The organism is Hymenobacter endophyticus (genome assembly GCF_032464715.1).
In the GTDB taxonomy this organism is placed as follows: domain Bacteria; phylum Bacteroidota; class Bacteroidia; order Cytophagales; family Hymenobacteraceae; genus Hymenobacter; species Hymenobacter endophyticus.
This window is the reverse complement of the sequence record NZ_JAWDJT010000013.1, coordinates 1-13,780: the sequence shown is the minus strand read 5'-3', so window position 1 is coordinate 13,780 and position 13,780 is coordinate 1. Positions and strand designations below refer to the sequence as shown.

The 13,780-nt window shown below is 54.7% G+C and carries 12 protein-coding genes and 1 pseudogene; 8 read left to right on the top strand and 5 right to left on the bottom strand.

Going from position 1 to position 13,780, the window contains the following annotated elements:
* Window positions 1-83: 83 nt before the first annotated feature.
* From ROI90_RS17225 to ROI90_RS17215, 3 genes are all read right to left on the bottom strand, one after another.
* Window positions 84-1,259: a glutathionylspermidine synthase family protein gene (locus ROI90_RS17225; RefSeq protein ID WP_315999600.1), complete on the bottom strand. Its 1,176-nt coding sequence runs from the start codon at window positions 1,257-1,259 to the stop codon at window positions 84-86.
* Between the two features lie 265 nt (window positions 1,260-1,524).
* Window positions 1,525-2,214, bottom strand: coding sequence for a hypothetical protein (locus ROI90_RS17220; RefSeq protein ID WP_315999599.1), 690 nt, complete (start codon window positions 2,212-2,214; stop codon window positions 1,525-1,527).
* 66 nt (window positions 2,215-2,280) lie between these two features.
* Window positions 2,281-2,877, bottom strand: a complete 597-nt coding sequence (locus ROI90_RS17215; protein WP_315999598.1) for an arylesterase — start codon at window positions 2,875-2,877, stop codon at window positions 2,281-2,283.
* A gap of 200 nt (window positions 2,878-3,077) precedes the next feature.
* On the opposite strand from ROI90_RS17215, the gene ROI90_RS17210 reads away from it, so the two are divergent.
* Both ROI90_RS17210 and ROI90_RS17205 read left to right on the top strand, forming a co-directional pair.
* Complete coding sequence (locus tag ROI90_RS17210; protein ID WP_315999597.1) at window positions 3,078-3,389, top strand: thioredoxin family protein; 312 nt, start codon at window positions 3,078-3,080, stop codon at window positions 3,387-3,389.
* Window positions 3,390-3,401: 12 nt separating this feature from the next.
* A complete protein-coding gene (locus ROI90_RS17205; RefSeq protein ID WP_315999596.1) occupies window positions 3,402-3,644 on the top strand; it encodes a DUF6952 family protein in 243 nt (80 codons plus the stop codon).
* A 92-nt stretch (window positions 3,645-3,736) separates the two neighbouring features.
* Here the strand turns inward: ROI90_RS17205 and ROI90_RS17200 are convergent, their stop codons facing one another.
* Window positions 3,737-5,152, bottom strand: a complete 1,416-nt coding sequence (locus ROI90_RS17200; RefSeq protein WP_315999595.1) for a hypothetical protein — start codon at window positions 5,150-5,152, stop codon at window positions 3,737-3,739.
* Window positions 5,153-5,310: 158 nt separating this feature from the next.
* Between ROI90_RS17200 and ROI90_RS17195 the strand changes: the two genes are divergently transcribed.
* The 6 genes from ROI90_RS17195 (at window position 5,311) to ROI90_RS17170 (ending at window position 12,710) form a co-directional block, all read left to right on the top strand.
* Window positions 5,311-5,751, top strand: coding sequence for a ribosome-binding factor A (locus ROI90_RS17195; protein WP_315999594.1), 441 nt, complete (start codon window positions 5,311-5,313; stop codon window positions 5,749-5,751).
* 98 nt (window positions 5,752-5,849) lie between these two features.
* Complete coding sequence (locus ROI90_RS17190) at window positions 5,850-6,659, top strand: class I SAM-dependent methyltransferase (protein ID WP_315999593.1); 810 nt, start codon at window positions 5,850-5,852, stop codon at window positions 6,657-6,659.
* Window positions 6,660-6,753: 94 nt separating this feature from the next.
* Complete coding sequence (locus ROI90_RS17185) at window positions 6,754-7,983, top strand: FtsX-like permease family protein (RefSeq protein ID WP_315999592.1); 1,230 nt, start codon at window positions 6,754-6,756, stop codon at window positions 7,981-7,983.
* 326 nt (window positions 7,984-8,309) lie between these two features.
* Window positions 8,310-11,279 (top strand): DEAD/DEAH box helicase, encoded by a 2,970-nt coding sequence (locus ROI90_RS17180; RefSeq protein ID WP_315999591.1) that lies wholly within the window; start codon window positions 8,310-8,312, stop codon window positions 11,277-11,279.
* Between the two features lie 405 nt (window positions 11,280-11,684).
* On the top strand, window positions 11,685-12,329 hold the full coding sequence (locus ROI90_RS17175; protein ID WP_315999590.1) for a hypothetical protein: 645 nt from the start codon (window positions 11,685-11,687) through the stop codon (window positions 12,327-12,329).
* Between the two features lie 27 nt (window positions 12,330-12,356).
* Window positions 12,357-12,710: a hypothetical protein gene (locus ROI90_RS17170; protein ID WP_315999589.1), complete on the top strand. Its 354-nt coding sequence runs from the start codon at window positions 12,357-12,359 to the stop codon at window positions 12,708-12,710.
* 958 nt (window positions 12,711-13,668) lie between these two features.
* Here the strand turns inward: ROI90_RS17170 and ROI90_RS17165 are convergent.
* Window positions 13,669-13,780: pseudogene (locus ROI90_RS17165) on the bottom strand (IS5/IS1182 family transposase); the annotation flags it as partial.

Genomic DNA, 13,780 nt, shown 5'->3' with positions numbered 1-13,780 from the left:
TGTCAACCACCCCTAGCCCCTCCTCATCTGAGAAGGGGAACTAGTTTCTAGCTTTATTCTTACCTAGTAGCCGGTAGCAAAATCTACTTGGTGAGAATGTGCGGGACGAACTCGGAGAGGTTGGTGATAATGCCCACGTCCCGGCGGAAGCTAATGGCGCAGGCCTCCCCGGCCCAGAACACACCGGCCTGGTAGCGGCGGCCCTCGGCGTCAGTCGGGAAATCAAGCCAGCGTTGGCGCACCTGGGGCTGGTCGGCAAAGTCGCCGGGCTGCTCCTGGCGAGTCTGCGTGCCATCCAGCTCGGTCAGGTTCTGGCCTTCGCGCCCGAACAAAGGCTTGCGCACGTGGTGGCCCGCTAAGTCGCGCAGGCTGGCTTCCACCAGCAGCGGGTGGTGGGGAAACACTTCCCAGAGGCGGGCCAGCAGGGCTTTGCTTTGGAATAGCAGCGTGTAGGCCGGGTTGGCAATAACTAGGTCACGGGTGAGCAGCAGGTGGGTGAGGTCGGCAGTAAGATCCGGTTCCTCATCGGCCAGCAGCTCCCAGGGAACCAGCTTAAACAGAAAGTCGAAGCGCTGCCATTGGTTGGGTGCCACCTCCGCCCAAATGCCCCGGTCCTCCCCCTCCACGGCTACGCGCATGGCATCCACGGGGCAACTATGGGTGGTGCTGAACCCGGCCGCGCGGGCGGCTTCAGCTACCACGGCGCAGTTGGTTTCGTCCTCGGCGCTGTCGGGCAGGTGCACCAGCAGCAGGTGGGGCGCTAGGTCAGAGTTCAGCTCCCGCCAGTGGTGCAGCTGAGCTTCCAGGCCCTCAAACAGACCGTTAGCCTGCCGTTCTTCGGCGGGGCGGCCGGCGGCCATAAGGCTGGCCCACTGCACCACGGCCGTTTCGGGGATGCTGGTGGCCGTATCGGCGTTGAACTCCACTAGCTTAGGTCCCTCGGGCGTCTGGGCCAGGTCGAAGCGGCCGTAGAGGTGCCAGTGCCGCTCATCGTTCCAGCTGTGGCGCACGGCTTCCCAGAGGTTAGTAGGAATACCGAGCTGCTGCAGAAAGTCGTCGGGAATGGGGTCCGGAATGGCTTGCACCAGCATGTCGTAGAGGGTGTCGACGGCCTGGAGCAGGGTTTCAGCCTCAGGTTCGGGCAGGGCCACGGCTTCGGGGGCCAAGTAAGCGGCGCAGGCATCTTCCACGGCCCAATCCCAGCCCAGCTGGCGAATGGCCGGCTCCACATTACCGGATAGCGGCAATAATCGAATCATAACGTAATTTTTTGAGCGTCAGCTGGTTTTGTTCCGGTTGTCATGCTGAGCAGAGCTAATGCAGTTTCAACGCTTCGCATGAACGTCATCCCGAGCGTGCGAGGAATCTTGCGGGCTGGGGTTATGATGACCACGACTCTACGGCCCAGAGTGTAAACCCCCGGCCAGTGTGGCGTTCAGGTGGAGCGGAACTGATACTTCAACAAGCGGACGCCAGATAAGGTATGACCGTTTGTCGTTCCCCGACCGGTTTGAAACCAGGAGCTTACCCCCCAAAGCCCCGAGAGCCGCCCCGGCTGCCGAAGCCACTGCTGCGGCTGCTGCGGGGGGCCGAGCTACGGTAAGTGCTGCGCGACACGGAGCGCCGCACGGTGGGGCTGGCACTGATGCCCGCGTTGCCGCTGGTGCGGCTGCCCGTAAAACCTCGCCCAAAAAAGCCGCGCCGCTCATTGTCCCGCTCCCGGGCAATATTCTGCCGCCAGCCGTTGTTTCCCTGGAAGATGCCTGGCGAAGCATAGTAGCCGGTGTTGGGCGTAAGCCAGCGGCCAGCCATGTACCCAATGCCGCTCCACATGAGCACATCCATCATGCCGGTGCTGCCTACCCGGTTTTCGGGGTAGCGGCGGGTGTAATCCTGCATCTGCTGCTGCAAGGCCTGGCCCTGCAACGTATCCACTTTGCCATCAAAGTGCCGGAGAATGGCGGCTACTTCTTCCTTCCCGGCCGGACGCTCGGCCGTAATTTTCCACTGGCCCGGCTGGGTTTCCGTCATTTCGGTGATAACGCCTTGGCTGTAAGAGTCCGACGCGGCGTTATCCCAGGAGGGCTCCGAGGTATCGGTGCGGTTGTCGTTGGAGGAGCAGGCCGGCAGAACCCCCAGGCCCAGGCTAGCGGCCGCCGTGAGCAGAAACAGGTTGCGGCGCCAGTCGCCAAGACGGTAAAAAGGGCGTTTCATAGCAAGGAAAGAGAAGTGGCAGATTGAGGGGCTAAAATAGCAGGAATACGGTTCCGGGCTGTTGCGCTAGGGCTGCCGCTCCAGTACTGGCTGCAGCACCTGCCACACGTTGGCAGCCAGCAGCTTCTGGCCTTCGGCATTGGGGTGTACCCCGTCGGGGAGGTTGAGGTGGCGCTGGCCCAGTACGCCGTGCAGCAGAAAAGGCACAAAGTCCACTGCGTTTTTCTCGGCCAGCTGCCGAAATAGCGCATTAAACTCCTGAGCATAGTTGCCCAGCCGCCCGCCGCCTAGTGTAGCCAGCGGCCCCAAATCAAAGGGAAATTCCAGGCCTACCAGCACCACTCGGGCCTCAGGATGGGCCCGGCGCACTGCATCCAGAATAAACTGCAGGTTCTGGGTGGTTTCCCGCACCGGAATACCCCGCAGGCCGTCGTTGGCCCCCAGTTCCAGCACAAACACATCAATCGTATCAAAGCGCTGCAGAACGGAGCTGATGCGCTGGCGGCCTCCGGCGCTAGTTTCGCCGCTTACGCCGTAGTTATAGGCTTTGTAAGCGAGGCCCGCCGCGTCAATCTTTTCCTGGATACGGGCCGGAAACGACTCACTGGCGCGGAGCTGGTAGCCAGCCGTGAGGGAGTCGCCGAAGAAGAGGAGAGTATGCATAAAGAGAGGCCGAAAAGAGAAAGGGCAAACAGCTAAACGGCTCGATGAAGCCAGAGTTCGGCCCAGCCTGATAAGCACGTACTCCGGCAGAAAAGTTGAAGCAGACAAACTTTTTTGGCCATTTTGGGCTTTACCTTTGCTGCCAGATGAGAATGATTCTCCTCTGTTGAGCCTGATTTCTTCTACCAACCAACCGCATAATGTCCGTAACGAAAGCCACTGACGCCGATTTTCAACAACTATTGCAAGACAATGAGAAGGTAGTAGTGAAATACTACGCCGATTGGTGCGGCAACTGCCGCCTGTTCTCGCCCAAGTTTAAGCGCCTGGCTGAGCAGAATCAAGATATGGCCTTCCTAGACGTAAACGCCGAAACCAGCCCGGAGGCCCGCAAACTGGCCAGCGTAACTAACCTGCCCTTCTTCGCCGTGTTCCGCAACGGAGAGCTGGTAGATACCGTGGCCGCTAGCAAGGAAGAGGCCGTAGCCAGCCTGATTTCGCGCCTGAACTAAGCCCGCTTCGCTATGAAAATGCCCGTAATCAAGCGCCTGGTAGAAACCCAGACGCTGGAGAGCTTGGTAGCTGCTGAGGAGGCTCTACTGGAAGAACAGACTCCCGCTTTCGAGGTGGAAGGCGAAGATGAAGGCGAACAGCTTACGCACGTATTCGCGGCCATCTTCATCCTCAACCACATGAAGGATACCGGCGCCGACTTCAAAACCGCCCTGCGCGAGTACACCGCCAAAGTCCGCGTAAGCATTAGCTAGACGGTGAGACGGTGAGATGGTGAGTTTGATGTTTAAGCCGCGCAACAGGTGCTGCCGAAACATCAAACTCACCATTTCACTAAATCACCATCTCACCGTTTAAGCCGATACACGCCGGGCGTGTTGGTGGGTTCGTAGCGGCTGAAAACGGCGGGTATCTTGTACTGCAGCTCCGGCACTAGGCCGCGCTGGTCGATGAGGTAGCGGGGCGGGGCTAGCTGGAAGTTGCGCGCCACCCGAAACACGGCATCGTATTCGTTGAGGCGTCCCAGGTCGGTTTGGGCCAGTTGCCAATCCAGGTAAGGCGTAGCCAAGCGGTTTTGGGCATAAGGCCGCATATCGGGGCCCAGCACCAGAATTTGCTGGCCCTGCAGAAAAGCGTAGCGAGGATTGGGCTGCACGGCGTAGCGGCTTTCCAGCGGAACCGGAATAACGGCATCCAGAAACAGGGCCGAACGGTAGCGCAGCACCAGCACTGCCCCCACTACCAGCAGCAACAGCAGTTCCGGCACCCAGGCCCGGCGGTTCTTCTGCCAGAGGTAGAGGCTGAAGTAGGTGAGTGGGGGCAGAATGAGTACCAGCGTACCCGGGGCCCGGCCCCCGCCGGCCGCGCCCATGGCCACGGCCACCACCAGCCACACCAGCATCAGTTGCTGAAACTTCACCTGAAACACTAGGCCCGGCGGAATGGCAAAGCTGCGCCCCAGGCCCAGCAGCAGCAGCAGCCCCGGCAGTACCAGTAGCCGCAGCTGCACCCACAGCGGCAGGCCATCGGCCCCGGCTACCAGCCCGCTGAACGTAGGCTGCAAATGAAACTGCGAAAAACCCGGCAGCGAGTTGGTGTACAGGAAAAACGTAGTTACCACTGCATACGGGAAGAAAAAACCGCACAGTAGCAGCAAAAAGCTCCGGAAAGAGCTGGCCGCGAAAATGATAACGGCAAACAGCCCCAGCAGCAGAAACAGCGCCAGCGGCAAATAGCACAACGCTGCCACCCCAATCAGAAACCCCGCCCGAAACAGCCGCCGGTTGTCATAGCCCTCCCGGGAGGTGGGCAGCAGGGCACTAAAGGCAGCTATGAGAAAGGAGTGCCCTAGCAGCAGGGGGGAGAGGATGTCCAGGTCGGGGGTGATGGAGCCCAGTAGCAGGTACACCAGCGCACCCACGTAGCCCCGCTCGGGGTGCACATCGGCGCGGTTAAGTACAAAGTTGAAGCGCAGAGCTTGGAACGTGAACAGGGCCAACGCCAGGAGCCGGTGCAGCCACAGCAAGCGGTTGCCGGCCAGCTCAGCGAGGCCCGCCAAGGCCGCCGCCAGCGGGGCTGTGCTGTCGTACACGTCCTGGTAGAGGCGGGCTCCGTCGTGCAGCCGCTCGCCTATCAGCAGGCTGCGCAGCTCCACGGGCATCAGCGGAATGCCCCACCAGAGCAGCGGCAGCCGCAAAGCCAGCAGCAGCAGCAGCAGCACTATCAGGCGAGTGAGCAGGGAGCTTTTAAAGAATTGAAGCAAGAGGAAAAAGCTTAGAAACCGGAGTGCTCCAGGGAGGGGAAAAGCGCAACACGCGTTGGTTTGCCGCCGCCCGGAGTGTTAGCTGGCAAATATAGCCTCCCTCTTCGGCCCTGGCTGCAGGTACTCAAGTCCGTAAGTCCCTATCTTTGCCGATTCTTATGGATAGCAAACGACAACAGAAGGTAGCCAGCCTGCTTCAGCAGGATTTGGCCGCCGTATTTCAGCGCGACTTACCACACGTGTTTCCGGGCCTGCCTCCGGGCATTACCCTCGTGCGCGTCTCGCCCGACCTGGGCGTAGCCCGCGTGTACCTGAGCGTGCTCACAGTAGGCAACAGCGGCTCCGATACCCAGCAGCTGGACTTGGTGCTGGACAATGCCAAGGAAATCCGGCAGGCGCTGGCCAAGCGCGTGCGCAAGCAGCTGCGCATTGTGCCCGAACTGGTGTTCTTCCTCGATGACTCGGCCTCCTACGCCGCCCACATGGACCAGGTGCTGGGGCAGTTGCACATTCCGCCCGCCACCTCCAACGAGCCGGCCCCCGACAACCCCGACGCTGCTCCCAAGCGCCCCAAACTCTTCGCCGACGAAGACGAATAGACAATAGTGAAATTGTGAAGGGTGAAGTTGTGATAGGGCTGGTGGTCCATCTTAACTTCATTCACAATTTCACCCTTCACAACTTCACATTTCCCTCCTTGTACTACGACCCGATTAAAAAGTCGCTCGGCGAAGTGTTCAACCGGACGCCCTGGTTGCGCCAGCTATTTTATCATCTGCTCGATTTGCTCTTGCTGCGTACCTGGCACGTGCACCGGGAGCTACGGCAGTGGTCGAAGGGCCGAACCGGGGAGGCCCTGAATATTCTGGATGCCGGCTCGGGCTACGGGCAGTACACGTACTGGCTGTCGGGGCTGAGCCGTAAGTGGCAGATTCTGGCCGTGGATGTCAAGGACGACCAGGTAGCCGATTCCAACCGCTTTTTCCGTCAGATTGGCCGCACCAACGCCCAGTTTGCCGTGCAGGACCTGGTACTCTACCAACAGCCTAACTCCTTTGATTTGGCCCTGTCGGTAGATGTGATGGAGCACATTCTGGAAGACGTAGAAGTGTTTCGTAATATTCACGCTTCCCTCAAGGACGGCGGAATGTTGCTGATTTCCACCCCCTCCGACCAGGGCGGCTCCGATGTGCACTCCGACGGCGAAACCAGCTTCATTGAGGAGCACGTGCGGGACGGTTACAACATTCACGAGATTCAGCAGAAGCTGCGCACGGCCGGCTTCGAGCGCATTGAGGCCCAGTACAGCTATGGGGAGCCGGGCCAGGTTTCCTGGCGCCTGAGCATGAAGTATCCTATTTTGATGCTGGGCAAGTCGCGGCTGTTCTTCCTGTTGCTGCCTTTCTACTATCTGCTTACCTTCCCGTTCTGCTTGCTGCTCAATTGGTTTGATGCCAATTCCAAGCACGAATCGGGTACCGGCCTCATTGTAAAAGCCTGGAAATAGACCTTTTTCGTTCAGTGGCGTATCTTGCTCCTGATTATTCCGTTGCTATTTCCTACACGCAGCCCTTTAACTAGCTCCGCCCCGCGCCCCGCACGTGAACGTACCTTTGCTCATTGCCCGGCGTTATTTTCTCTCGAAGAAGAAGCGCAACATTATCAGCATTATCTCCAACATTTCCATGGTGGGCGTGGCCGTGGGAACGATGGCGCTGATTATTGTGCTGTCAGTGTTCAATGGGCTGGAGGACTTAGTTCGTTCCCTCTACGGCAAGTCGGACCCTGATCTGGTGATTACTGCCGTTAAGGGTAAATCCTTTGAGCTCCAGGCCCCCATGCTGGCTACCCTGCGCGCCACGCCCGGTGTAGCCCTGGTGACGGAGGTAATCGAGGACAACGCCCTGCTGCAGTACCACGACCGGCAAATGGTGGTGAAGATGAAGGGCGTTTCGGATAACTACCACCTGCAAAGCAACATCGATTCGGCCATTGTGGATGGTAGCCACCGCCTGCACCGCGACGGGATGGACTACGCCCTGGTAGGGGCCGGCGTGCAGCACGAGCTCAGCATCACCCTCGACAACCGGTTCTCGCCCATGCACCTGCTGTACCCGCGCAACACGGGCCGCAAAACGCTGTCGATGAACCCCGAAACCGCCTTCAACGAGCAGAATATTCTGGCCGGCGGCGTGTTCCTGATTGAGCAGCACATCGACGACAGCTACATTTTCGTGCCCCTGGAGTTTGCCCAAAACCTGCTGCGCTACGGCAACCGCCGCACGGCCCTGGAGGTAAAAGCCAAACCCGGCCGCGACATTGGCGACGTGAAGGATGCCCTGAAAAAGCAGCTCGGCAGCAGCTTCAAAGTGCTGGATTCGGACGAGCAGCATGTGTCCCTGCTGAAGGCCATCAAGGTGGAGAAGATGTTTGTGTTCATCACCTTCGCCTTCATCCTGCTCATTGCCAGTATCAATATCTTCTTCTCCCTGTCGATGCTGGTGATTGACAAGCGCAAGGATATTGCCGTGCTAATGGCCGTAGGAGCCAGCTCCCGCACCATCCGGAATGTGTTTTTGCTGGAAGGAGCCATTGTGGCCCAGGTAGGCGCGGTTACCGGCTTGGTGCTGGGCGTGGGTATCTGCTGGCTACAGCAAACCTTCCATATCGTGAGTATGGGCATGGCTACTAGCGTGGTAGATTCTTACCCCGTCAAGATGCAGCTCTCCGATGTGGTGCTCACGGGTGTGGCCATCATTGTTATTACCATAGCCGTATCCATCCGGCCTGCCCTGAATGCCGCCAGTCTCGATTTGCGCGAGAATTTGTAGTGCGTTCCAAGTAAGAAATCTGTTCCGCAATTGGGAAGCTACCCCGCTATTCCTGGCGGTGGACCACTGAGTTTTCCCAAATTGGTAGTAAAGCCGAATTGACCGCACGAAAAAGCGGCCAATTCGGCTTGTTTCTTTACAAGAAACTATAACTATAAAAAGGGAAGACCGTTACCTTCGTAGACTGTAAAGGGTAATCCGACGGGTGAATTCTATCCGTTGAACTGGATAATGTAATTATTCATGGATTAAATTTTACTTTTTGGTAGAAAATATGGTATTTGGCAACTGATATTACCCTCAACGTTGCATTCTAGTTACCAACTATGAAGGTTTCAACTTCACAGCCATTTCAAATAGTATATTCATTACTCGAGCACGAGTATCTGGGCTATTTATTTGAGTCGTATGTAGTACAGCGCAACCAGCGCGGCCAGCTAACCCTGCAGCACCAAACGGTTTCGGCCAAGAACGCCCCGGAATTTGCCGATGGCCTGGATGAAACGGACTTTGAGCTAATTGCCCTTACCGACCAGATTCAGCAGGACGCAGTAATCAAGGAATTCTGGTCGAAGAAAACCACTCCGGCCGACTTTTTTCTAAAGATTTTCGACGCCGACAAAGGCGACAAAAATCTGCAGGAGGCTATTTGCCACTACGTGCAGGACCGCATGGGCCAGATTCTGGCGCGGCTGCAGGGCAAATACGTGTTCATTACGGGCAAAGATGGGGAGCCTACCTGGCGGGAAATCAGCGTGGCACCCGAACCCGCTTCTGTATTATTCCATTTTCGGCGCAACGAGGAAAGCACCCATTATTTCCCCACCATTCAGTATCAGGGCCAGAAGCTCGATTTTCAGTACAAAAACGCCGTGATTGTGTGCGAGCATCCGGCCTGGCTGCTGCTGGGCGACGTGCTGCACAATTTTCACAACGATGTGGACGGTAAAAAAATCAAGCCCTTTCTCAACAAGAAGTTTATTGTAATTCCCCGGCAGGTAGAGGATAGCTACTTTCAGCGCTTCGTGGCGCCACTGGTAGAGTCGTTTGATGTGCATGCCCGTGGGTTTGATATCCGCTCGGAGCGGTACGTGGCCCGGCCCCAACTCACGTTTTCGGATGCGCCCCGGGTTACGGTGGTACCGCCCGCGCCGGCTGCCCGCACGGCTGTGGCCCGGCGGAGCAGCCCCACGGCCACGGCCGTAGCCACCGCTGATGCCCCTTCTGACCATATTCACTTCGACCTGAGTTTCCGCTACGGCGACCATACCGTGCATACTACCCACGACAAGCGGGTGTGCGTAAAGCTGGAGAAAAAGGAAGACAACTACATATTTCACCGCCTTATCCGGAACCTGGACCGGGAGCAGGAAATCATTGCCGAACTGGCCGACCGCGCCCTGGAAGTACGCAATGGCCGGGCCGTGCTGGAAAAAGCCACCGCCTTCCGCTGGCTGCATCACCACGCCGATGAGCTGGCCCGCATGGGCTTTACGGTGCAGCAGGGAAGTAGCTCGGGCAAAGATTATTTCATTGGGGCCATAACGGTGCAGGTAGGCATCACTGAAACCAACGACTGGTTTGATGTGCACGGCACGGTTTCGTTCGGGGAGTTTGAAATTCCCTTTATCAAGCTGCGGCCCTACATCCTGAATAAGCGCCACGAGTTCCGGCTCCCCAACGGGCAGATTGCCATTATCCCCGAGGAGTGGTTTTCGCAGTACCTGGAATTGTTTGCATTTTCGGAGGAGCACGCCCATACCCTCACCCTGCGCAAGCACCACTTAGCACTGGTATCGGACCTGCAGAACGGCAACCTGGCCACGGTGGTGATGAGCCGCAAGCTGGAAAAGCTACGCGAGTTTGATACTGTGGAAGACCGGCCCATGCCCGCCTCTTTCCGGGGCGAGTTGCGACCTTACCAAAAAGCCGGGTATAACTGGCTGCACTTTGTGCAGGAGTATCAGTTTGGGGGCTGCTTGGCCGACGATATGGGGCTGGGCAAAACCATCCAGACGCTGGCGCTGCTGCTGCAACGCAAGGAAACGGGCGCGGCGAAGAGCGCGGCTTCCCTACTGGTAATGCCTACCTCCCTGGTATACAACTGGATGACGGAGGCCTTCAAGTTTACGCCCACCCTGCGCCTGCTGATTTACACGGGCACGTACCGCGACAAAAACGTGGAGCAGTTTGCCGACTACGACGTGGTGCTGACCAGCTACGGTATTGTGCGCTTGGACGCGGAGCTGCTGAAGTCTTACAAGTTCGACTACGTGATTCTGGACGAGTCGCAGGCCATTAAAAACCCGGGCTCTACTACCTCCCAGGCCGTGCGGGGGCTGCACTCCCGCCACCGCCTCATCCTCACGGGTACGCCGGTAGAAAATAGCACCATGGACTTATGGTCGCAGATGTCATTTATCAACCCCGGTCTGCTGGGTACCCAAGCATTCTTCCGCAAGGAATTTCTCAAGCCCATTGAAAAAGGCAAAGACGAGGGTAAAACACGCCGCCTGCACGCCCTTATCAAGCCATTCATTCTGCGCCGGCACAAGGCCCAGGTGGCCAAAGAGCTACCCGATAAGATTGAGAACCTGAGCTACTGCCCCATGACGGAGGAGCAGCAGCAGTGCTACGAGGAAACCAAGAGCTTTTACCGCAACAAAATTCTGCAGAGCCTGGAGGAGCACGGTACGGCCAGCACCCAGTTTATGCTGTTGCAGGGCCTCACCAAGCTTCGCCAGATTGCCAACCACCCGCGCATGGCCCACGAGGACTATGAGCACGAGTCGGGCAAGCTGCGGGAAGTAATTAGGATGGTGAAAAACGTGGTGTCAGAGGGGCACAAAGTGCTGGTGTTTAGCCAGTTTGTAAAACACCTCGACATCGTGCGGGCGGCCCTGGATGAGCGCCAGATTGAGTACGCTTACTTGGACGGTAACACCCGGGACCGGCATAAGGAGGTGGCCCGTTTTCAGGAAACTGAGGAGCTGCGGGTGTTTCTCATCAGCCTGAAAGCGGGCGGCGTGGGCCTAAACCTCACCGCTGCCGACTACGTGTTCATCCTCGACCCCTGGTGGAACCCGGCAGTGGAGGCCCAGGCCGTAGACCGCGCCCACCGCATTGGGCAGCAGCGCACGGTGTTCACCTACAAATTCATCACCCAGAACACGGTGGAGGAGAAAATTCTGGCTTTGCAGAACAAGAAAATCCAGCTGGTCACCGACCTCATCACCACCGACGAAGCTATCATCAAGAGCCTCACCCGCGAGGATATTGAGGAGTTGCTGGGGTAAGGGAAAAAGCTATGGTGGTTTCGTAAACAATGTATCGGTCCTATGGGAGTAGCCCGTCGGGTCTGTTTCCACTGCATGGCTGTTAATGTATCTCTATATAATTGTCAGCCACAGACAAATGGCCTGCATAGGGTTGGAGTAGGCACCATACTTGGTGAACCTGCAATAGCACGAGCCAGCCTGAGAAATAGATTCAAGACGAGCCATCACCCAATGTCACAAATAAGGTCTTTGTGCCCTGATTTCTGCTTGCAGAGTATTCAAAATAGCCGTTGAACATCTGTTGAGCAACTTTAAGATGAATTATGCTTGATCAAGGCTTGTCACAAAACCGCCAACATTGGCTTAGGTTGATAATGTAAAATCTGTGATTTTTGTGCGTAACAATAAAACCTTCAGAATAGTGTGTACAAACATTACAGACCGCTTTTAGCCGTTGCTGCCATTTTAGCCAATAGTGCGCTTATTTCTTGTGAGAAGCAAGAGGATGATCGTCCAAAATCAAGAGGTGAAATAAATCCTAGTTTAATTTATAGGTACCCAACATCATCTGATGAGATTAAGTTGGTGGAGAATTTAGGTAAAATAGGTATTATTTTAAAAGAGTTGTATAAAGAACCGCAGAATGTAAAAATAATGAGTGCTGCTGTATATGCAAAAGCTTATACGGATGAATCTATTTTGCTAAAAAATCTTATTTTTCATACGACAAGTGTTTTAATAAAAAAAACAAAAAGTTTATTGAGTATTGTAAGAAAAAAAAGAATTGATTTAGTATTATTTTTCAGTGAATTTTGGAAGCAAGTAGAGAAATTAAATGACCCAAATTTTATTGATTTTATCAAAAAAACTGACACGCACAGCTTAGCTAATCGCTCACAAGTATATCAACAAGAAGTTTCTATTTACTATCCTTATAGTGAGGTGTTTCAAATACCTTACGAGCAAGAAGGGGGTGGTGGAGGCTATGACTATCAACCTATCACGAGCATAGTTACTGCCACTGCTGATGCTGATCAGGCTTGGGGTTGGCAGCCTTACACTGATTAGAACGGTTATCAACAGTATAGAGAGGTGTTGATAGACGATGATTACGCTTATAATAACCCTATTCTGATAATAGGTATCAACGGAATCGAGCCGTATACTGAACCTGCTGTTGCCAACGCTGTTTATCAACCTTCAGGTCCTATCGTGCTTCCTGGTATTCCTAGAGCGGTTAAGCAGGTTCACATAGGAGATTTAAGATGTAAGAAGTATTACGATGCACTTGTGAGTTTTACTGGTAATGGTGGCGGTAACGATATGGTGTTTACTAGGGCGGATGGCTTTTTGAAGGTTGCAGATGGGCAAGTGCAGGCTGATGCATACAAGACTCAGCAAAGAGAGGTCAACCGTTGGCATATTAGAAATAAAAATTCTGTGCTATAGATATTGCATGGGATGAGGATTGGGAAGTAGATAACAAAGAGCAAAATATTGCTTTGTATGAAGAGGATAATAGAAACACTTCCACGATCAATGGCTCTTTAAAAACAACTCTGAAAGATCCACTTGGAACAGGAAGTACAGGGGAAGGTAACATAGGATTTACTATAAATTACAAATCAGATGATAATATTATATTTCAAACTAACTATAAGCATGATGTATTTTTTTATTTAAATAGAATCGATCAAGGAAGTGGGTTTTATAATGGTTGGCCTATTCGATATGATTCGTCCGATGATAGCTTTACTTTAAATAACAGAACTTATATTCCGTAAGAAAAATTTACTTTTCTAGAATAATGCGCATTTTACTGCTGGCTTTCTTCAGTCTACTGGTTATAAGTGTTACTCAAGCTCAACAGCCAGAGTACAAAAACTCCTTCCACCTCGGGGCCGATTACTTGGGCATGCCTGATAACGTAGGTGTTCGCTATCTAGGGAAATATGTTAGGCACCTTCACGACGATAAAATGGTAATTTCATTCAGTGGGGGGTATTTGAATGCGCCGAATCCGCGTTATCTGACTGGAACAGATGTCAAGCTATATGGCCGGCGCGTAAAACGAGTTACTGCCGATGCTACCTTTTTATTCGACTTTCTGCGCAGTTCACGACATGCTCTGAGATTAGGGGCGGGTCCTTCAGTGTGGTACTGTGAGGATGAGAAAATGGGAGCAGCCTCTTATACTATTCGCGGAGATGGTAGTATAACAAATGTGAAAGTGAATTGGGAGCCTTCGCAAGGCGTTAACGCCGGGTTCCATGTAATATCGGAGTACGAATACTTGCTCACTAGACATACTGCTCTGGGCAGTCGAATAGGTCTGGCTAGCTTGCGCAATTCCGGTGGTTTAACTGGAATATTAGGCTTAACAGTAGGTCATAGATTCTAGGAAGTGTTAACAGTCACGCAGCCAGAGTACGGTTGCGGCAAGATGAACAAAGGCCAGAAAATGGGCATCCAACTTGTCATAGCGCGTGGCCACGCGGCGAAACTGCTTGAGGCGGCTA